This is a genomic window from Corynebacterium sp. KPL4072 (assembly GCF_037908395.1).
Lineage (GTDB): Bacteria > Actinomycetota > Actinomycetes > Mycobacteriales > Mycobacteriaceae > Corynebacterium > Corynebacterium kefirresidentii.
Genome location: NZ_JBBMGE010000012.1, coordinates 11,883 through 30,682, shown reverse-complemented (window position 1 = coordinate 30,682; position 18,800 = coordinate 11,883). Strand labels below are relative to the sequence as shown.

25 protein-coding genes and 2 tRNA genes are annotated in these 18,800 nt (G+C 59.9%); 11 read left to right on the top strand and 16 right to left on the bottom strand.

Annotated features, from left to right (window positions below; all coding sequences use genetic code 11):
• Positions 1-59 precede the first annotated feature (59 nt).
• The 3 genes from WMP97_RS11475 to WMP97_RS11465 all read right to left on the bottom strand — a co-directional run bounded on the left by WMP97_RS11475 (position 60) and on the right by WMP97_RS11465 (position 2,673).
• The gene (locus tag WMP97_RS11475) at positions 60-818 is read right to left on the bottom strand and encodes a decaprenylphospho-beta-D-erythro-pentofuranosid-2-ulose 2-reductase (protein ID WP_023020343.1); all 759 of its coding nucleotides are present in this window, start codon (positions 816-818) and stop codon (positions 60-62) included.
• Positions 819-855: 37 nt separating this feature from the next.
• On the bottom strand, positions 856-2,271 hold the full coding sequence (locus WMP97_RS11470) for an FAD-binding oxidoreductase (protein WP_023020344.1): 1,416 nt from the start codon (positions 2,269-2,271) through the stop codon (positions 856-858).
• A 126-nt stretch (positions 2,272-2,397) separates the two neighbouring features.
• Positions 2,398-2,673, bottom strand: a complete 276-nt coding sequence (locus tag WMP97_RS11465) for a hypothetical protein (protein WP_034656156.1) — start codon at positions 2,671-2,673, stop codon at positions 2,398-2,400.
• 34 nt (positions 2,674-2,707) lie between these two features.
• Between WMP97_RS11465 and WMP97_RS11460 the strand changes: the two genes are divergently transcribed.
• The 3 genes from WMP97_RS11460 to WMP97_RS11450 are packed head-to-tail and all read left to right on the top strand — an operon-like array spanning position 2,708 to position 4,542.
• A complete protein-coding gene (locus tag WMP97_RS11460; protein ID WP_023020346.1) occupies positions 2,708-3,172 on the top strand; it encodes a hypothetical protein in 465 nt (154 codons plus the stop codon).
• Positions 3,173-3,181: 9 nt separating this feature from the next.
• On the top strand, positions 3,182-4,090 hold the full coding sequence (locus WMP97_RS11455; protein WP_340440530.1) for a hypothetical protein: 909 nt from the start codon (positions 3,182-3,184) through the stop codon (positions 4,088-4,090).
• An 11-nt stretch (positions 4,091-4,101) separates the two neighbouring features.
• Positions 4,102-4,542 carry a GtrA family protein gene (locus WMP97_RS11450; RefSeq protein ID WP_023020348.1) on the top strand — a complete coding sequence of 147 codons (441 nt, stop codon included), beginning with the start codon at positions 4,102-4,104 and terminating at the stop codon, positions 4,540-4,542.
• 120 nt (positions 4,543-4,662) lie between these two features.
• On the opposite strand, the gene glfT1 is transcribed toward WMP97_RS11450, so the two are convergent.
• Positions 4,663-5,580 (bottom strand): galactofuranosyltransferase GlfT1, encoded by a 918-nt coding sequence (gene glfT1 / locus WMP97_RS11445; protein ID WP_340440533.1) that lies wholly within the window; start codon positions 5,578-5,580, stop codon positions 4,663-4,665.
• Between the two features lie 94 nt (positions 5,581-5,674).
• Here glfT1 and WMP97_RS11440 point away from each other — a divergent pair, with 94 nt between their 5' ends.
• Positions 5,675-6,343, top strand: coding sequence for a GNAT family N-acetyltransferase (locus WMP97_RS11440; RefSeq protein WP_023020350.1), 669 nt, complete (start codon positions 5,675-5,677; stop codon positions 6,341-6,343).
• Here the strand turns inward: WMP97_RS11440 and wzt are convergent.
• Positions 6,340-7,143: a galactan export ABC transporter ATP-binding subunit Wzt/RfbE gene (gene wzt, locus WMP97_RS11435; protein ID WP_023020351.1), complete on the bottom strand. Its 804-nt coding sequence runs from the start codon at positions 7,141-7,143 to the stop codon at positions 6,340-6,342. The two genes, WMP97_RS11440 and wzt, sit on opposite strands and share 4 nt — an antisense overlap.
• A gap of 46 nt (positions 7,144-7,189) precedes the next feature.
• Complete coding sequence (wzm, locus tag WMP97_RS11430) at positions 7,190-8,041, bottom strand: galactan export ABC transporter permease subunit Wzm/RfbD (RefSeq protein ID WP_051138321.1); 852 nt, start codon at positions 8,039-8,041, stop codon at positions 7,190-7,192.
• A 212-nt stretch (positions 8,042-8,253) separates the two neighbouring features.
• On the opposite strand from wzm, the gene WMP97_RS11425 reads away from it, so the two are divergent.
• Positions 8,254-9,510 (top strand): aminotransferase class V-fold PLP-dependent enzyme, encoded by a 1,257-nt coding sequence (locus WMP97_RS11425; RefSeq protein ID WP_340432125.1) that lies wholly within the window; start codon positions 8,254-8,256, stop codon positions 9,508-9,510.
• Here WMP97_RS11425 and WMP97_RS11420 read toward each other — a convergent pair.
• A complete protein-coding gene (locus tag WMP97_RS11420) occupies positions 9,507-10,463 on the bottom strand; it encodes an NAD(P)H-quinone oxidoreductase (protein WP_340440532.1) in 957 nt (318 codons plus the stop codon). The two genes, WMP97_RS11425 and WMP97_RS11420, sit on opposite strands and share 4 nt — an antisense overlap.
• 177 nt (positions 10,464-10,640) lie before the next feature.
• On the opposite strand from WMP97_RS11420, the gene WMP97_RS11415 reads away from it, so the two are divergent.
• Positions 10,641-10,728, top strand: a tRNA-Ser gene (locus tag WMP97_RS11415).
• A 317-nt stretch (positions 10,729-11,045) separates the two neighbouring features.
• Positions 11,046-11,300, top strand: a complete 255-nt coding sequence (locus tag WMP97_RS11410) for a PLD nuclease N-terminal domain-containing protein (RefSeq protein ID WP_023020355.1) — start codon at positions 11,046-11,048, stop codon at positions 11,298-11,300.
• Between the two features lie 21 nt (positions 11,301-11,321).
• On the opposite strand, the gene WMP97_RS11405 is transcribed toward WMP97_RS11410, so the two are convergent.
• From WMP97_RS11405 to WMP97_RS11390, 4 genes are read right to left on the bottom strand one after another with little or no spacing between them, the layout of a single operon-like run.
• Positions 11,322-12,329: a ThiF family adenylyltransferase gene (locus WMP97_RS11405; RefSeq protein WP_340440529.1), complete on the bottom strand. Its 1,008-nt coding sequence runs from the start codon at positions 12,327-12,329 to the stop codon at positions 11,322-11,324.
• Positions 12,326-12,787 carry a molybdenum cofactor biosynthesis protein MoaE gene (locus WMP97_RS11400; RefSeq protein WP_023020357.1) on the bottom strand — a complete coding sequence of 154 codons (462 nt, stop codon included), beginning with the start codon at positions 12,785-12,787 and terminating at the stop codon, positions 12,326-12,328. The genes WMP97_RS11405 and WMP97_RS11400 overlap by 4 nt, the downstream gene beginning before the upstream one ends.
• Positions 12,777-13,256, bottom strand: a complete 480-nt coding sequence (locus WMP97_RS11395; RefSeq protein ID WP_023020358.1) for a MogA/MoaB family molybdenum cofactor biosynthesis protein — start codon at positions 13,254-13,256, stop codon at positions 12,777-12,779. The genes WMP97_RS11400 and WMP97_RS11395 overlap by 11 nt, the downstream gene beginning before the upstream one ends.
• Positions 13,253-14,389 (bottom strand): molybdopterin molybdotransferase MoeA, encoded by a 1,137-nt coding sequence (locus tag WMP97_RS11390; RefSeq protein WP_340440528.1) that lies wholly within the window; start codon positions 14,387-14,389, stop codon positions 13,253-13,255. Before WMP97_RS11390 ends, WMP97_RS11395 begins: the two co-directional genes overlap by 4 nt.
• A 58-nt stretch (positions 14,390-14,447) precedes the next feature.
• On the opposite strand from WMP97_RS11390, the gene WMP97_RS11385 reads away from it, so the two are divergent.
• On the top strand, positions 14,448-14,708 hold the full coding sequence (locus WMP97_RS11385; protein ID WP_023027795.1) for a MoaD/ThiS family protein: 261 nt from the start codon (positions 14,448-14,450) through the stop codon (positions 14,706-14,708).
• On the opposite strand, the gene WMP97_RS11380 is transcribed toward WMP97_RS11385, so the two are convergent.
• The gene (locus tag WMP97_RS11380) at positions 14,705-15,097 is read right to left on the bottom strand and encodes a phage holin family protein (RefSeq protein ID WP_023020361.1); all 393 of its coding nucleotides are present in this window, start codon (positions 15,095-15,097) and stop codon (positions 14,705-14,707) included. The genes WMP97_RS11385 and WMP97_RS11380 overlap by 4 nt on opposite strands.
• Positions 15,098-16,150 (bottom strand): histidinol-phosphate transaminase, encoded by a 1,053-nt coding sequence (hisC, locus tag WMP97_RS11375; protein ID WP_034656168.1) that lies wholly within the window; start codon positions 16,148-16,150, stop codon positions 15,098-15,100.
• A 108-nt stretch (positions 16,151-16,258) separates the two neighbouring features.
• Between hisC and WMP97_RS11370 the strand changes: the two genes are divergently transcribed.
• A tRNA-Ser gene (locus WMP97_RS11370) sits at positions 16,259-16,347 on the top strand.
• An 80-nt stretch (positions 16,348-16,427) separates the two neighbouring features.
• Here the strand turns inward: WMP97_RS11370 and WMP97_RS11365 are convergent.
• From WMP97_RS11365 to WMP97_RS11355, 3 genes are all read right to left on the bottom strand, one after another.
• Positions 16,428-16,652: a hemolysin III family channel protein gene (locus WMP97_RS11365; protein WP_200288390.1), complete on the bottom strand. Its 225-nt coding sequence runs from the start codon at positions 16,650-16,652 to the stop codon at positions 16,428-16,430.
• Positions 16,653-16,732: 80 nt separating this feature from the next.
• Positions 16,733-17,116: an NUDIX hydrolase gene (locus WMP97_RS11360; protein ID WP_340440527.1), complete on the bottom strand. Its 384-nt coding sequence runs from the start codon at positions 17,114-17,116 to the stop codon at positions 16,733-16,735.
• 28 nt (positions 17,117-17,144) lie between these two features.
• On the bottom strand, positions 17,145-17,906 hold the full coding sequence (locus WMP97_RS11355; protein ID WP_340440526.1) for a hypothetical protein: 762 nt from the start codon (positions 17,904-17,906) through the stop codon (positions 17,145-17,147).
• A 117-nt stretch (positions 17,907-18,023) separates the two neighbouring features.
• Between WMP97_RS11355 and WMP97_RS11350 the strand changes: the two genes are divergently transcribed.
• Both WMP97_RS11350 and WMP97_RS11345 read left to right on the top strand, forming a co-directional pair.
• Positions 18,024-18,386 (top strand): YidH family protein, encoded by a 363-nt coding sequence (locus tag WMP97_RS11350; protein WP_049359000.1) that lies wholly within the window; start codon positions 18,024-18,026, stop codon positions 18,384-18,386.
• Positions 18,379-18,687: a DUF202 domain-containing protein gene (locus WMP97_RS11345; protein WP_200288386.1), complete on the top strand. Its 309-nt coding sequence runs from the start codon at positions 18,379-18,381 to the stop codon at positions 18,685-18,687. Before WMP97_RS11350 ends, WMP97_RS11345 begins: the two co-directional genes overlap by 8 nt.
• Positions 18,688-18,800 lie beyond the last annotated feature (113 nt).

The window sequence follows — 18,800 nt, the reverse complement described above, 5'->3', positions numbered from 1 at the left end:
GCACCATCGTCGCCATGTCCTCCGTGGCTGGCAGGCGCCAGTGCAGAAACCGCGGTGATTTAGAACGGCAGCTTGCGGAAAATGGCCTGCGGAATGAACTTGAATGCCAAAGAAACGTATTCAAACAGCGGGTGCACGAAGATGGACTGCTTGCCATCGAGCACGGCCTTCACGGTGGCTTCGGCAACATCGGAGACGTTGACGGTCAACGGGGCGTCGCCAGCCTCGGCGGACATCTTGGTGCGAACCTGGCCCGGGCGGACAACCAGCACGTTGGCGCCGGTGCCGCGCAGGGCCTCACCCAGGTTGATGTAGAAGCCGTCCACGCCTGCCTTGGAAGCACCGTAGACAAAGTTGGAACGGCGCACGCGCATGCCAGCCACGGAGGACATGGCGACGATGGTGCCGTGGCCCTGGTGCTTGAACTTCTCGCCCAGAAGCACGCCCACGGAAACCGGGGCGGTGTAGTTGGTCTGCGCGGAGGCGACGGCCTTGTCGTGGTTTTGCCACAGCTCCTCCTGGTCACCCAGGGTGCCGAAGGCAACGATGGCCACGTCTACGTCGCCACGTGCCCAGGCTTTATTGATTACCTCTGGGTGGGAGTCAAAGTCAGTGGCGTCGAAGTCTAGAACCTCTACGTCAGCGCCGCGAGATTCCAGGTCTGCCTTGGCCTGGGCGATGCGCGGGGACTCCGGGCGGGCAGCCAGGGTGACCTTGGCGGGGCCGCGCTGCAGGAATTCGGAGACGACGCCGAGGCCGATCTCAGAGGTGCCGCCCAGAAGCAGGATGTGTTGTGCTTGGCCTACTGCATTAAGCATGGTCAGTAAATCTCCTTAAAGGTGTTATTTCCAGTGATTAGTGCAGCTCGAGGCGGCGGGACATATCGGAGGCGAAGACGCCGGTCGGGTCGATTTCATTGCGGGTCTTCAGCCAGCCCTCCATGCCCGGGTACATCTTGTGGAAGTTCTCCGCGGAAGTGCGGGATTCCTTGGCCAAGTAGAGGCGGCCGCCGAATTCCATCACGCGGCGGTCCAAGTCATCCAAGAACTTGCCCAGGCCCGGACGGATGGGGAAGTCCACGCAGACGTTCCAACCCGGCATTGGATAGGACAGCGGCGCGCGGTTGCCTTCACCGAAGAGCTTGAACACGTTGAGGGCCGAGTAGTGGCCGGAGCGTTGCATATCGCGGATGATCTCCTTGAACGGCTCCACGGCCTCGGTCGGTACCACGAACTGGTACTGCAAGAAGCCCTTGGAACCGTAGCCGCGGTTCCACTCACCGATGAGATCCAACGGCTGGTAGAACTGCGTCAGGTTCTTGACCTGGTTCTTGGCCGGTGCACCCATGGTGTAGTAGGCCAAACCCACAGCGGAGAGGGAAAGCTTATTCATGGTCCAGGACGGGAAGATGTCCGGCACCGTCATCAGCTGCGGCGCATTGAACTTCAACGGATCCTTAGCCAGCTTCGGGGCTAGCTCTTCCAGCTGTGCCAAGGTGGCCAGCGAACCGCGGGAAATGGTGGAGCGACCCAGCTTTGGTTCTGGCGAAATGACATCGAACCAGGCGGAAGAATAAGTGTAGTTGTGCTCGGAACCATCGGAGTGGAAAGCGATGGTTTCATCCAAGTTATCGGTGCGGTCCGTATCTGCGATGAAATAAGCGGTTTCCGTCTTGGTCATGCGGATGGTGGCGCGCAGAATGATGCCGGTCAGACCCATGCCGCCAACGGTGGCCCAGAAGAGGTCGCCGTTCGGGTCGTCCTCGGAGCCCTCCGGGGTCAGGTGCAGCACGCGGCCATCGGCCACGAGCAGCTCCATGGAGACCACGTGGTTACCAAAGGAGCCGGCGGAGTGGTGGTTCTTGCCGTGAATATCCGGGCCGATTGCGCCACCGATGGTGACCTGGCGGGTACCCGGCAGAACTGGAACCCACAGGCCATAAGGCAGGGCAGCCTTCATCAGCTGGTCTAGGGTGACACCACCATCGACGTCCACCAGAGCGGACTCCGGGTCGATGGAGTGGATCTTATTGAGCTTTTGCATGTCGATGACCAGGCCGCCGCCATTTTGGGCGGGGTCACCGTAGGAGCGGCCCATACCGCGGGCAATGACGCCACGGCGCAGGTGGGCGGGCTTATCCGAGTTATCTTCTGCAACCTGGGCCACGGCCTTCTTGATCACGTCCACGTCTTCGGTGGCGAGAACATGGGCGGTCGTCGGGGCGGTGCGGCCCCAGCCGTGCAGGGACTTTTCAGTGGTATGTAATTCCATCTCTTACTCTTTGCTCGACGGATTTGTGTCGCCTCCCTAGCCTACCTAGCTCACACGAGGGTAGACGGAGTGACGCGAGTGATATTCAGAACAAAACGGACGCTTGTACTGCCCGAATGTGTCCGTTTATAGATCCATAAGCGCGCGGATTTCCTCCGGCAGTTCTTCCTGAGATTCAATAATCGGGCCATCGTACTCCCGCAAAAGGTCATAGACACGAGCGCGCGAGGAGGAATCCAGCATGGGCAATTCCTCTGCCATCAGGCGAGTCATGAAAGGACTCAACGGCACATCGGTGTGTTCCGTGGCCTCGAAGTGGCCGTTGCGCTTATCGTCTTCCGCACGCACATCCTGAGCCGCCTGCTGCGCTGGCGTCATGTGCTCTGTCTTATCCGAGTACATGCGCATTAGCTTACCGCCGCTTAAAGTGGTCGCTATGACCAACAACCACGAGACGCAAGATCAGCGCCAAGACAACTACGCCCTCGATGACACCCTGGCGGGCCGCATTACCCAAGCCGCTGCCGTGGGTATCGCGACCTCTTATCCGGATTGGATCACATCCAAAGGCGGTTTGATTACTGCCTATACCTTGTCTTTCTTTGGTTTTGGTGCCCTGGTGGCCTATACCAACGCGCACGCGGAACAGGATGGTGATGAGCCGCGCTCCCCGCAGGATGCATCCGATCAGGGCCTCAAACCTTGGGCCATTTTTGCCGCAGTGGTGCTGCTGCTCATCCTAGGCGGCTGGATGAACGTTGCATTTTCGCGCCGAATGGTAAAGTTCCTGCGCAAGCGCGGTGCCAAGCGGCCCTGGACCCTGTTGGGCGCCGTTGGTGCGGCACTGACGTTCCTAATTAGTGAGTTGGAAGCGCGCGATATCGCAAAACTAGCAGCCTAAAACTTGCGTATGGTGGGGCTCATGAACGCAGGGGTCACCGATATCGCACAGGCGCGGGCCAAACGCGCCAATAGCGTGGTATCCCTCAAACGCGAGCCCCTAACAATCATTTGCCAAGCTGCGAATATCCGCGCCGATGGCGAGGTGCACCGCCAGATTGGCTTTAGCGATGCCCTGACCTTCACCGAGTTGCACCGTGTGCTGCGCATTTGCTTTGGCCTGCCGGAGGAGGAATCCCCCTGGCACTTTTATGAACACACCGAGGCGCGTGGCCCGCGCATCGATCCGGAACGTCAGGCCTCCGAATTCCTCTGGCGCGAAGGCGATCAAATCGACTTCGCCTGGGGGCTATGGGACTTCGAGCTGGTGGTAGCTGAAATTTATCCGCGCGATAATGGCACCCCGGAAGCGCTATGCGTAGGCGGTTCGGGCTCGCTCTTTGCACCCTTTGAATTAACCAGCGTCAACCGGGAATTGACCGGGCAAGAAGTCACCGACGAGGTCCTTTCCGCGGTAGCGTCCCCTGTGCGTGATTTGATTGAGCGCACCAAGCTCTATGACTTTGTTCCGCTGCTGCAGGCGATGGACCTGAGCAGGGGTACCGAATTGTCACCGCAAACTGCCCGCGTGCTCGCCAGCCTGCCGCGCGAGGTTACCCATCAAGGCAAAGACGCCTTTTGGTCCATGGCGCTAGCCCTATCGTGCATGGGGGGCGCGGAGCTGACCGATTCCGTCGTGGAGACCACCATGGATGCCCTCGGCTGGGTCAATGACGATGGCTCGGCGCTGACTGGGGCTGAAGTGCGGGAGTTATGTGCGGCGTCGTTGCAGCAATTGGCGGGGATAGGCGCCTATGGTGCCGAATCCGCCGCGCCGGTGGATCGGTTGGACATGTACCGAGCGCTCTTGCGCGGGTAGGCTACTCACTCGTGACTAACTCCGCTGATGACGCCGTAGAAGTAAAACCTTCGTCCACCTCGCTGCACACCCAACTGGTGCGATTTATTTCCGTGGGTGTAGGTGCCGCCGCCATTGACTATGGCCTGACGCTTTTATTGACGTACTTGGGACTGCACCGTTCCGCCGCCAAGGCCATCGGTTGGGTCTTTGGCACCATTGCCGCCTACCTGGCTAATGCGCGGTGGACCTTTGGGGTCAAGGTCTCCGGCCGTACGGCCGTCACCGTCGGGATCTTGTACGCCTCCACTTTCGCGGTTCAAAACTTCCTATACTGGGTGCTCAATGAGCCGCTTTTATCCCTTGGCTTAGAAGGCGTGCTTAAAGACACCATCGCCTTTGTCATCGCCCAGGGCGTGGCCACAGTGACCAATTTTGCCATTCAGAGGGCCTTCATTTTTAAAGAAAAATAACCTCACCACGGGAATCGAGCCCGACCAATCTGCGCGCGGGGTGTCAAGCTCTCGGTGGTGGCGGGTATGTGCCGCGCTTATCGATGCCCCCTTTCCCAGCCCCTGCAGTTCGGCTTCGGCCTAGCTAGGGCGTCGGAAATCTTCCCTGCGCCCGCGGTTGTGAAGCTTGAGCCATTCGATAAAGCCGGCCGGATCGTGGCGCTGGATCAGGAAGAACCAGCCAAAGCGGGCGAATTCCTGTGGCAGTAGCTTGCGCATGCCGCGTTGCCACAGCAGGTAGCCGCGATTGCGGTAAGTGAAAAACCGCTTGAACTCACCCTCTGGAAACTGGGTGTGCATCTTGCCGCCCAAAATGGGCTTAAACTCATCCGATCCATCTGGGTGCAGGTAGCTTGTGGTCAGCGCCGTGCCGAAAGAAAGCCCGGAATTGACCAGCCGGCGGTGGTATTCCACCTCATCGCCGCGGATGAAGAGCCGATAGTCCGGTACACCAATGATTTCCATGGCCGCTGCGGAAATCAGCGCGCCGTTAAATAGCGATGCGATGCCAGGCAGGAAATCGCCCTCCAGCTCATCCATTCGTCGGCGCCACACTAGGCCTTGGCGCAGGGGGAAGGCGAGCTGGTCGGGATCGTTGATATTGCATACCGCTGGCGAGACCTCATGCAAACGGTTGGCCTCGGCCACCCGATACAGCTCCGCAAGGACAGTGTTATCGGCGGGGCGGCCATCGTCATCGGCACACCACACGGCATCCGCCCCCAAAGAAAGGGCGGTGAGAAAGCCCAGCGCGAAGCCACCAGCTCCGCCCAGGTTGGTCTCCGAAGGCACGTAGACGCCGCGGTCTCCCGCCATGGAATCGACAAGTTCACGCACTGCATTTTCCGCACCATTATCCACCACGATCACCCACTGCACGGGGTGGGTTTGGTGTACCACCTGTTCGAGCGATGCCCGCAGCAGTTCGGCGCGCTGATGGGTAACAATGACGGCGGCGGTAGAACCGGTAGAAGTCAGGGTGGCAGTCATGGGTTCCATCTTGCCACCGGGGTGGGGGACCAGCGCAGAAACACTCCGCATTGGTGGAGCGAAAAGTGGATATAGGCGCAGCTTTGCGGATACTGTGAAGCCTATGGAAAACTTCTGGCCGCCTTTTGCGGTGACCATTCGGGCCTGCGATGATACGGGCCGCGGGGTTGACCTGCGTGTCATGCGCGATGAGGACATCGCACAGGTAGCGCAGGTGTGTGCGGAAGATATCTATGGCGACGACATTCCAGAACATGCATTTCCCTGGCTTTTTGATGAGAAGACGAATACCCCCGCCGCCATGGCCCAGCACCGATGGGAGCACCGAGCGAAGCTGTGTCCCCAGAAGTGGACCTTGGATTTCATCGCTCGCCAGGTAGAAACCCAAGAATTAGTAGGCGTGGTGGACCTGTCGGCAGAAAATTTTGCGGCCGCACGGGAAATAGAAACTGCATCATGGGTGCTGCACCGCTTTCAAGGCCAAGGCTATGGCACGCTTATCCGTCAGGCTATGGCGGCGTTTTCCTTCTTGCACCTCGATGCGGGTTCGCTGTGCACCAGTTGGATAAAACCCAACCGCGCCTCAGCCCGGGTGAGTGAAAAGTTGGGCTACCGCGTTAGCACCGAGGAAAAGGAAGAGCCTGCGGGCCCAGGAAAAATTAACCGGCCGGTGGTCAGCGCGCGCCTAAGCGCTGCGGACTATCACCGGCCGGAAGGGGTGCAGGTGGACGTGACGGGTGTGGGGGACCCGCTGCTGCATATGCTCAGCTAGTTGCCGCTGGTGTCCTCATTTTCAAAACGCTCGCGCAGGTCGCGGACGTAGTCGCCCACCTCAGGTCCTTCGTACTCACCGACGACCTCGGAAACCTCGCCTACCGAGCGGATCTCACCGTGGTCGATCCACAAGGCGGTATTGCATAGCTGGGCCAAAAAGTCATTGGAGTGGGAGGCAAAGACCAGGATGCCGGAGCGCTTCACCAGCTCCTGCAGGCGTACGCGTGCCTTGGCCATGAAGGCGGCGTCGACCGCACCAATGCCCTCATCCAACAACAGGATTTCCGGCTCAATGGAGGTCACCACGCCGAGTGCCAAGCGCACTCGCATACCGGTGGAATAGGTGCGCAGCGGCATGGAGAGATAATCGCCGAGCTCAGAAAACTCCGCAATCTCATCCATCTTCTTTTTCATCTGCTTGATGGACTGGCCCAAAAACAGGCCGCGGATAATGATGTTGTCGTAGCCAGAAACTTCCGGGTCCATGCCTACGCCCAAATCAAAAACGGGGGCCACCCGGCCGCGCACATCGGCAGAACCGCGGGTGGGCTCATAAATCCCAGACAAGAGGCGCAGCAAGGTGGATTTGCCGGCGCCGTTATGGCCCACCAAACCCACGCGATCGCCCTCGCGCAGGTGCAGGTTAACGTCCTTCAGGGCTTCCACCACGACGGTGTTTTGGGCATTTTTGCCAATGGCGCCACCGGCAGAAGAGAGCATGGCCTTCTTCAGTGAGCGAGATTTGGCATCAAAGATGGGAAAGTCCACGCACGCGTTATACGTATCAATCGAGACCATCAGTCAGTATCCTTTCGAGGAATCTCCACAAGTACAGGGCGTGGGCTTAGACCCAGTAGCTGACGCGGAAGCGCCACTTGCGCATGACCAAGCCGGCGATGAGCAGGCCGAGCACGGTGCAGCCGATAACGATCCACCAGTGGTAGGCGGCTACCGGCTCACCGATCATGGGTGCGCGGACGATTTCTAGGTAGTGATAGAGCGGGTTGATCTCCGCGATGCGGGCTCGCCCGGCCACAGCACCGCCCTGATCCTTCAGGGTATTAGTCATCCACACAATCGGGGTGACGTAGAACAAGAGCTGGGTTAAAGCCTCCAGCAGCGGGGCTACGTCACGGAAGCGGGTGGCAATGATGCCAAAGAACATCGTGACCCACACGCCGTTGACCAACAACAACGCCAAGCCTGGGATAAAGAGGAAGAACTCCCAACCCAGGCTGCGCGGGAAGATGAGGATAAGCAACAGCCAGATGATGAGGTTATGGCCCAAAAATAATGTTTGGCGCCACACCAGGCGGTAGACGTGCACCGAAAGAGGGGCGGGAAGCTGTTTAATCAAGCCCTCATTATCAATGAAGACGGTGGAGCCTTCCTTGATACAGCCCGAAATGAAGGTCCACATAATAAGGCCCACGGTGACGTGGGGGAGGAACTCCGCGACGGGAATCTGGAAGAGCATGGAGTACAAAAGGCCCAAGGCGAGGGCCATCACGCCGGTGGCGATGGTGATCCAAAACGGGCCCAGGACAGAGCGGCGGTAGCGCTGCTTAATATCTTGAATACCCAGTTTGAACCACAGCTCGCGCTGCTGTGCACCCTGCGCAAGGTCCGCGAAGGCGGCCTTGAGGGTCTCGGACTGGGACGCTGGGGTGGCCTCGCCGTCTGGCTGGGAGGTCATGCGGGCGATATCAGCGCGCAGTTGATTGTTATCTTGCACGCTCAACACCCTAGCGCGCGGGCTGGGCAAACGGGAACTACACGCCGCTAGCCTGCGAAAACGGCCGTATTCAGCGAAAATCCAGATTTGGGAAACTTGGGCCAAACGCGTATACAGTAGGGAATCGACCGCCACTGAGTGGCGATGCCTAGCGCGAAAAAGAAGGGACCGAAATGCCAGCAGGAGCTTCGGCGCACTATGACGTATTCAGTGTGCGCGGTTTATACACCGGGCTATCTGATGGTTGGACCTACCTTAACGCGCACGCGGTTCCCCAGATTTCTGAGCGAGTAGCCTCCGGCGTGGCCCGCTCTTTCCGTATGTCTACTGCGGTGGCGCCCCAGGAAGGGCCGGGTGGCGCCCACTCTGCCACACCCGCGCCGGGGCGCTTGGAAGGAGATGGGAATTACACCGCTGCGCGCATGGCCGTAGCGGATCTGACCGGTTCCAAAGCAGACCGCGTGGTGCTCGGCCCCTCCCTGCCGGTTCTTTACCAGTCCTTGGCGCATGCGGCGCGCCCGCTGCTCGGCAGCAATTCCTCACTAGTGCTCTCAAAGCTGGACCCGCCTTCCCTGTATTCAGCATTTTCTGAGGTCAAAGCAGAAACCCGCTGGGCCCAGCCGGACTTAGGCACGGGTGAGTTGCCGGGGTTCCAATTCGCCGAGCTTGTCGACGGCTCCACGCGACTTGTCGCTTTCTCTGCCGCCCACGAGCTTTTGGGTACGGTCTCCCCGACGGCTGAGATCATAGACACCGTGCATGAACGCTCTCGCGCCTGGACGCTTCTCGACGTCTCTGCGATCGCCCCCTACCGCCCCATCAACTTCGATGAGCTCGGTGCCGATATCTTGGGTCTCGACCTTGGTCTGCTGGGCGGCCCGCAGCTAGCGGCCTTGGTATTCCGCGATACCCGTATGTTCCGCCGCCTCGATGCCCTTGATCCGGTGCATGCCAGCAAGGGCGCTCGCAAGCTGGAAACGCCAATTTCCTCTGGCCTGGCCGGCGGTGTCGGACCACTCGTGGACCATCTTGCCGCCCTCGCCGGTGGGGAGAATGGCTCCCGCCGCAAGCGCCTGCGCACCTCTATGGATGCGCTTAGCGCCTACCTCGAGGACCTGCGCGGGGACCTTTATTCCTTCTTGAGCACCCTGCCTGCCGTACACATCCTCGGAGTGACGGGAGAGGCGGCCGCAGGCGCATCCGATGATCGCCTGCCGCGCCTTACCTTTGCCGTGAGGGGTGTTCCAGCGGAGACCGTGTACAAGCGTCTCTTTGATAATGGTCTGGTCACCACGCTTGCCCCGCAGACCCCGTTGCTAACGGAGATGGGCGTGGAGGAAATCGGCGGCGCCGTTACCGTTGCGCTTGGCCCCTTCAACACTTATCACGACGTCGAACACCTCACCCGTGTTGTAGCCTCACTGGCTTAAGCGGTAAGCACCAGGGTGCCGGTGACCTCGCCGCTGTCTAGGGCAGTGTGGGCTTGGGCGGCGTCGGCAAGCGGGTAAGTAGCGTGCAGCGCGTGCTTTACGCGGCCGTCTTCCAGCATGGGCCACACATTTTCTACCGTGCCCGCCACAATCCGTGCCTTGTCTTCTAAGTCGCGGGCGCGCACCGTTGTACCCTGGATGGTCAGGCGCTTGGGCAGCATGGCGCCCAAGTTGATTTCCGCCTTAGTACCGCCCTGCATGCCAATGATGATGAGCTTGCCGTCCTTAGCCAGGCATTTCATATTCTTTTCCAGATATTTCGCGCCGATGATGTCCAAAATGACGTCGCAGCTTCCCTTCAACTCTTCTACGAAGTCGTGCTCCTTATAGTTGATGAGAATATCGGCGCCCAGCTCGCGGCAACGATCCAACTTCTCCTGTGACCCGGCCGTCACCGCTACCTCTGCGCCCAACGCCTTGGCTACCTGGATGGCAAAAGTGCCAACGCCGCCGCCTCCGCCATGTATGAGGACGCGTTGGCCCTCGTGAAGGCCCGCCTCAATGCCTAGGTTGGACCACACGGTGCACGCGACCTCAACCACTGCTGCAGTTTCCTCAACGCTGAACCCCTCGGGCACGGGAAGCAGCTGGCCCTGCGGAACCGCGACGTATTCGGCGTAGCCACCACCCGCGAGCAGGCAGCCCACCTTGGTGCCTACCTCCCAGTTCGTATCCCCGGCATCGGCGATGGTGCCTGCTGCTTCTAAGCCCAAGATTTCCGATGCCCCCGGTGGCGGCGGATAGGCACCCATCGTCTGCAGGATATCGCCGCGGTTAACGCCGGCTGCCTGCACTTTGACGAGTACTTCTCCCGAGCGCAGCTTAGGGACCTCGACTTCGCGGAGCTCTAAGGACCGGCGATCCTGCGGATCGGTCTGAACGATGGCCTTCATGTGTGTTGTAGTCATGGATCCAATCTAACGAACCTTGTGTGTCCTGTGCCACGAAATTCGGAGTAACCTACTGCGACATTCAGTGTTGCAGGTGGCTTTTTGGGAAACCGGGCTATCTATTTAGTACACTGACCAAGTTGCTTCGTAGACACGATGAGTGTTTTCGAAGAACACCATGGAGACGTGGCAGAGCGGCCGAATGCACCGGTCTTGAAAACCGGCGAGGTTTATTCCTCCGCGGGTTCAAATCCCGCCGTCTCCGCCAACGTCATAATTTATGGCTCGGCGATACCTCGGTAGCTTCTGGCTCACGCTAGGAGTTACCGTTTTCTCGTTTTACTTATGTGCGGCTATCCCGGGAGGCCTCACCCTGGATGGTGTTAACCCGAACTTGGTCATGGCGGGGCACCGGAAAACGGCTTGGGGTAAAAACCTGCTTATTGTGGTGCTGCGGCGTTTCATACCGGGGGATGACGCGCCTGGTGCGGCGCAGACTTAATCTTGGAAATGTACAGGGCAAGTGAGATGTGATTGTGATCAAGCTCTGTAGCGAAGATAAAAATTACTCGTCGAAAGGACACCATGAGCACTTCGGAGTTTTACCTAGCAGCAGCGGAATCTACTAACCCTAACGATACGTGGTGGTTCCTCGGGTTCCTTCCCATCCTTTTGCTCGTCGCGTTCTGGATAGCGGCCTTAATTTCTATCATTTTTTCTGGGTACACGCTTGCGGCGAAGGTGCTCTTTATCGTCGCTACCTTCACACTGCCCTTCTTAGGACCGCTGATCTGGTTCCTCTTTGTTCGCGGAAAAGAAGACAAGAATAGAAGGGTCTAGACGGCTCGCAGTGGGGGCGCGTTAACACGCTCCTTGTTGTTCCAACCACGCGTTAATGCCGCCACGCAGGGAAACCACCTGTGAGTATCCGCGCTCGCGCAGAGCGTGGACGGCTTGGGCGGAGCGGATGCCGCTGGCGCAATATATAACGGCTACCTCGCCCGGTGCGATATCGGGGTTTTCACCGGCGAGGATGCGGTTGAGGGGCAGATGCGCTGAATTAGGAATGGTGGACCGGGCGCGCTCGGGGTCGGTGCGGACATCGATAAGCATGGCGTGAGCAGGGATCTCGCGGACCTCGGGGGCATCGTCCGGCTGGGTAGGCTCCGCCCCGGTGGAACGGATGGGGATATACTCCCACGTCCCAGAAAGGGCCTCGTAGTAGCCGAGCGTGCCCATAAGCGGGGTGCCGACGCCGGTAATGATTTTTAAGGCTTCCAAGGCCATCGCGGATCCCACCACGCCGACGATCGGCCCCAGAACGCCGGCCTGGGAGCACGAAGGAACCTCGCCTGGGGCAGGGGCAGTGGGAAAGACATCCTCGTACACGGGGCCCTTGCCCGACCAAAAGACGCTCATTTGCGCATCGAATCCCAAGATAGAGGCCCAAATGTGCGGAATGCCCAAGCTATGGGCGGCCCATGAGCACAGGTAGCGGGCGTCGAAATTATCCGTGCCATCGAGGAGCACGTCGCAGCCGCGCAATTGCTCGAGGGCGGTGGCCGTTTCGAGGCGGCCGTGGCAGCTGATTTCTACCTCAGGATTGAGCGCGTGGAGGGCAGCCGCGGCCGACTCGGTCTTCGCGGTGCCAATGGTCGGGGTGCTGTGGATGACCTGCCGGTGCAGGTTGGAGGGGGAGACCACGTCGTCGTCGAAAAGCGAAATGCGGCCTACGCCCGCGCCAGCGAGGTAGAGCAAGGCGGGGGAGCCCAGGCCGCCGGCGCCAATAACCGCTACGTGGGCTTGAGCGAGCTTGCGCTGTCCCTCCTCGCCCCAGAGCGCTTCTTGGCGGGCATAGCGGATGCTCATTCCAGACCCACCCAGTTAGTGGAGCCATCGCCGTGGCTTTGTTCCTTCCAGATAGGCACTTCTGCCTTGACGCGATCGGCGCATTCTTCGGCCGCGCGGAAGGCATCGCCGCGGTGCGCGGCGGCCGCAACTACGGCAAAGGCCAGGTCGCCGACCTGAAGATCCCCCGTGCGGTGAGCGGCCCAGAGGCGCACCGGATGGCTGGAGGAGACGGCGTCGGTGATGTCCTGCAGCTTCTCTGGCGCGGAAGGGTGGGCGCTATAGGAAAGAAGGGTGACATTCGGCCGGCCGCCATCATGATCGCGGACGACGCCTTCAAAGGTGACAACGGCACCCATGGCGGCCGTGGCGGTCTCTTCCTTGGCAGCGGCAAGGTGGGATTCAAGGGGCTGATCGCTCAAAAGCGTGCCAATGGTGCAGCCGGTCTGTTCGGCCACATAGGAGGGATCAGTGCTCATGTACTCCTTCTAACATATCGACGATCGGAACAATTAATTTATCCAAAACCGCACAGCCGTCTTTTACCCCGCCGGTGGAACCAGGCAGCGTCATAGCAAAGGTGGAGTCATTAACACCGGCAATCGCGCGGGAAGCCACCGCGGTGGGCACGCTTTCCAAGCCTTTCTGCCAGAAGGCCACTGCGATGCCAGGCAGCTCGCGGGTGATATGCGGCGCGACAGCCTCTACCGTCTTGTCGTCTTGGGTCAGGCCGGTGCCACCAGAGGTCAAGATGACCGAGGGTTCTTCGGCGAAGGCGGCAGCAACGGTGGCGGCAATATCGGCATCGGGGACGATGCGTGCAGCGGGGCAGTCAAAGCCCTTGCGTCGCAGGAAATCTACCGCGATGGGGCCGGATCGGTCCTCGTAGATACCCGCGGCGGCGCGAGTAGAGGCGACGATGACGATGGCGGTGCGTTGCGGACTCATAGTGGGTAAACCTCGACTTCTTGGCCTTCCGCAAGGCGTTGGCCGGCAGGGATGCGGATGAGATGGGTGGCATCGGCCGCTTGGGCGAGCAGATGGGAGCTAGCGCCACCGAGGATATGGGCGTGGGAATCGACGCGCCCGCGGCGAAATTGGTCCTTGCATGGGAGGCCTTCAATGCCTGCCGCGAGCGGAACGCGGAATGGCTCCGGAGCCCAGCCCAGTGCCGGGGCCACGAAGAGGCGGAAACTTACCAACGTGGAAATGGGATTTCCCGGCAGACAGATCACCGGCGTGCCGTGGAAAGCAGCGATACCCTGTGGCCCGCCAGGCTGCTGATCCACATGACCAAACCAGCCATCGAGCACTTGGCGTACTACTTCAAACTTGCCAGCAGAGATTCCGCCCGAGGTAATGATGGCGTCCGGGTGATGCTGTGCAATGGCGTCTGTGAAAGCGTGGGTTAGGGCCTGCGGGTCATCATCGGTGGTGATATAGCCCGCGACGTCGATGCCGGCGCGGTGGGCCAATGCCGTCAATAACGGCGCATTGGCGTCAGGGATGGCGGCGCTACCACTGCCAATCTCTGCTCCGCCGGTGCAGATGAGGATCCGGGCGGGGCGGTAGACCTCCACCTCGGCGATGCCTTGGGAAGCAAGGGCGGCCAAGCGGACCGGTGTGAGCTTATCGCCTTGGGCTGCCAGGAGGGCGCCTTCTTCTAAGTCCGAGCCGGCGCGGCGGATGAATTGCCCAGGTGAGGTCTCCGGCACGGTGACACGGTCACCCGGGGCGAGGAATTCTTGTGGTTCGCAGTGCTCAATGGGCACGATGGCTGCAGTTGCTTCCGGAACTTTGGCGCCGGTCATGATGGGGCAGGCCGCGTTGAGTGAGCCGTGGAGCACTTGGGCGGGCTCTGTGCCGGCGGCGATGGTGGGGCCTACCTGGTAAGTCCCGGCCGCACACTGGGGAAGGGCGTAGCCATCCATTTGTGAATTATCAAAGCGCGGGGAAGGGAAATCAGCGCGGATATCCGCAGCTAAGACCATATCCTGTGCCTGATTGAGGGCCACGGTGGTCACGTGACGTACGGGCAGGGCCGCGGCGACCTCGCGCGCGTGGGTTTCAGGTGTGCGCATGACGGTTAGTTTACCCACGGTCTCGACACGGCAGGGGTGCGTAGGCATAGTAGAAGGCATGTTGACCGTTCACTATTTCGCTGCCGCACGCGCCGCCGCGGGGGTGGCTTCTGAGCAGGTAGACGCTCCCGCTACCTTGGGTGATTTGGTAGTGCAGTTGGGCAAGGACCATACCGGCACCACTGCGGCCGGCATGAGCCTGAAAGAAGTGCTGGGGCGCTGTAGCTTTCTTATCGACGGCGCTGGGAACACCGTCATGGATTCCCCCCTGGCCGGCGTGACCCGCGTGGACGTCCTGCCGCCTTTTGCGGGCGGCTAATCGCGCTGGCGCAGCGGACTGGTAAAGAAATTGATGACGCTGCTGACAATGGAAAGCACGATGGCGCCGATAATCGCGGCGCCCCAAGAGTCGATGACAAGGTGGCCAATTCCGAGGTCAAGCGTATTGAGCGCCCACTCCACGATGATGAGCGCTGCGCCGTTTATGACGAGGGAGAAAAGCCCGAGTGTCAGGCACGTCAGCGGTGCGCCGAGGATGCGCAGCACCGGCGTGACTACGGCATTAATGATGATGAAGACGATGGCAATGGCGATGAAATTTCCGGTTTCAGCCGGAGTGATGGAGATTCCGGGAATGACAGTGACCACGGCCCACAGCGCCACCGCGATGGCAAAGACATTCAGGGCGAAGTTAATGAGCGATCGCATTTAGCCTCCTATGGTTGCGTTCCACGCCTGCAGTAAGGCGTCGGTTTCTTCCCTGGTGGTAACGGTAATACGAATGCCCTCGCTAAAGGCACGAACGAGCACGCCGCGTTCAGCTAGGTGGGCGGCTATCTCCTGTGGAGTGCCCAGACTGGCAAGATTCTTAGCCGGCAGCCACACGTGATTCGCCTCGGAATGTGGCACGCCCCAGTCCTTCAGGGCTGCTTCTAGGCGCTCGCGCTGGACGACGGTCTCCTCGGTACGCTCCCGCAGCGAATCCTGCGCCGCCAGTGCCGCGCGGGCGCCAACCTGTGCCACGGTGCTGGCGGAGAAGGGGATAGCCACCTTATTGAGGGCTTCAATGATATTTTCCGGGCCGAAGGCATAACCGATGCGGACCCCGGCCAGGCCATAAGCCTTAGAGAAGGTGCGCAGGCACACCAGGTTGGGATAGGTACCCACCAGCTCCGTGCCCAGCGGGGTGTCGGTGGCGCGGTTGTATTCGATATAGGCCTCGTCGAGGGCTACGAGTACGTCGGCAGGCACGGCATCCATGAATGCGGCGAACTCGGCCTTGGTAATCGTGGTGCCCGATGGGTTATTGGGATTGCACACGAAGATGAGCCTGGTTTTATCCGTGATTTTCTTCGCCATGGCAGGAAGATCCACGCGCTGATCTGTACTGAGCGGAACCGGGATAGGGTGGGCTCCCACGACTTGGGCGAAGATGGGGTAGGCCTCGAAGGAGCGCCATGGGAAGAGGATTTCTTCGCCAGGGGTGGCGGCAATTTCTACCAGCTGTTGGCACAATGCGGAGGAGCCGGTGCCCACCGCTACCTGCTGCTGATCCACGCCCAGGTGCGCGGCTAGGTCCTCGCGCAGTGCGGTGGCCGCAATATCCGGGTAGCGATTAGCCTGTGCGGCTGCCTCCGCCATGGCCGCGGCCGCTTCTGGCAGGGGTGGGTGAGCCGCCTCGTTAGAGGAGAGCTTGAGTGCGTCATCGTTGCGCGCACCAGCGACATAGGCAGGGATGGCTTTCAGATCGGGGCGAATCATGCCTACCACTGTAGGGCCTGCGCCTTTGTTGCGGGAGCGAAAGCAGGGGGCTAGTTTGGCAGCGGCGGGGCAGGCAGGTATTCTCAAACGAGGTTCCTTGTGAACCGTGGAGATGTGCCAGAGCGGCCGAATGGGGCTCCCTGCTAAGGAGTTGACCCTTCTGGGGTCCGGAGGTTCGAATCCTCTCATCTCCGCCATTCAATCCCGAGCGCGCACGCTCGGGATTTTTTAATTCGCGTTTTCTATTCTCGTCGGCTCCGTAAAGCGGAGAAATCTGCTATTTGCGCTGGTACTTGGCGCAGCGGCGGAAGAGCGTGAGCATGCCAACGCCGAAGATGAAGCTTCCGGTAAAAGCCGCAGCGCGCAGGGAAGTGACCTCGTGGAAGAGGGCAGGCACCATGAGAATGGCGATAACAGAGCTAATGACTCCTAGGACGAGGAAAGTAATCGTCACGATAGGTCCCGGTGTGGATTGCTGCGGCATGGAGGTCAGTCCTTTCATCACTCAATTCTGATGAAAATAACTCTAGGTTGCCCTCCCAGGAGCTGCAATAGGAAATTCTTAAGGGATCAAGCAGGGCCTTAGGATTCTAGGGCAGGAAAGACCTCGTCGCACAGCAGGTGGGCGAGCTCCCGCTTTGGGTTGGTGGGGTCTACCCATGCGAGTTCGGCAATCTCTGCGGCTGCGCGGGCAAGGACTGGGCGCGGATAGGTAAAAATGTGGCCGCGCACGGTTTCGCCGGGTTCATTGGCGGCTGGTGCGTCGAAGATGCCGAGCCGGGAAAGCTCCGGGAGGCGGACCTCCACACCGATTTCTTCTGCGACCTCGCGGGCTGCGGCCTGTGTGGGGGTTTCGCCAGCCTCAAGCTTGCCGCCAGGTAACTGGAACTTGGTGGAAGAATTTTTGCGCACGGTGAGGACATGGCCAAAGGAATTACGGAAAACTACGGCGGCAACTTCAATCATGGGCCCGACTATAACTCGCTGCAGCGGGTTAATTCAGAATGCCGGGTGCCCACTCGCGCTCCACCTGGGCAAGCGCTGCTTCTATTTGTTGCTCTTTCAAGCCGATGTCGGGAGTACCGGCGGATACCGGGTCACCGGCGAGCACGGTCAGTAGTGCCCAGCCATTATTAACGGTGGGGCTCACACGCAGATCGTCGGGGTTTTCCGCAATGGCGGTGCCATCTGACCTCATCAATTCGGGCGGATAGTCGACAGCTTTCACGGTTGCGAGCTCTGGTAGTACTTCTGTGGAGCCATCAGGAAAGAACACCATGATGCGCGCCTGGTGGAAGTAATAGTGGTCATCGCCTACAGGGTTCTTTTCTTCCTTGGTATCAAAGTGGTAGAAGTTTCCCACCAGTACCGGATAAAACTCGAGCCAGTTATTGGCCCACGCTGTGCGGAGCAGAGTGCGCTCATTGTGGGTCGAGGCCAGCCAGCGAACGGGCTTGGAAATGCCGAATGCGATGATAGGCAGGCTGATGAGCAAGGCGATGCGGAAATCGAGTCCGGTAAGAGCAAAGGGGAAGAGTCCCAGAATTACGATGCTACCCATATGGAAGAGCTGGAAGAGGAAATCGAATTTCGTATGGTTCTTGGACGGGCAAGGGCCGTTATTAATAACGGCCTCGCGCAAGCCGGTGGCATCGGGGCGGGTATTTGGGGTGCTAACGCGCTTGATGTTCTCTTTGCTGAAAAACTCGTCCTCGTTCGGGGAGGATGGCACGTAGTTGCACAAGCGCAGGTTCATAGGGGATGGATGCTCCTTTGCTCAGGGGGCTGGCCTGTGCCTATGAGGCTACGGAAAGGCGAAGCGTTGCGTGGGCTTGTCGCGACGCAAGAGACAAATGAATATAAAGTGGTGCCCATGAGTGACTCGAGGTTTCCCCGTTCGGTGTTTGCAGTTGGCACCGACCCTGATCCGCGTTTCACGCTCGCTAATGAGCGCACGTTCCTGGCGTGGATTCGCACTTCCCTGGCGTTGATTGCTGGCGGAGTAGCACTTGAGGCCTTTGACGTTCCGCTGCCAGGCACCCTGCGTGCCGCGGTATCGGTCTTCATGCTGATAGTCGCCATAATCTTGCCCGTGGTGGCGTGGGGGCATTGGAAGCAATCAGAGCGCGCAATGCGAGAGAATCGATCGCTACCGTTTAGTTTCGGCCTTCCGGTCCTTGTTGCTGTAATCGTGGTGGTGGCTGGTGCGCTTTTGGTAGGCGAGTTCCTTGTCTAACCAGCCCTTTGATCCTGGTCTGCAACCAGAGCGCACGCGCCTGTCTTGGCAGCGCACCCTTTTGGCGCTTTCCTTAGTGTTGCTAGGCGTGATGCGGGCGGTGAGTGTGCACGTCTTCTTGCCGCTCGTCCTCCTTGCCGCCGGGGTGCTGGCGCTGGTCTTGGCGGTGTGGCAACGTGCCTCGCTTGTCGACGTCGCCCTGTCTTCCCAGGCTCCCCTTCCGCATGCAATCATTTTGGCCAGTACCGCCGGTCTGGTGTCTTTGCTGGCAGCCTTCGCCCTGTGGGGTCTATTCCTGTAGTCATCCCGGTGTCGTCATTGAGGTGGCTTCTGGGCGTCGTCATGCGGCCAGGGAGGATCTCTGGCGGATTTTCTGGGCAAATGACGTAGTCTAAGAAGGCTGAAGTCAATAAC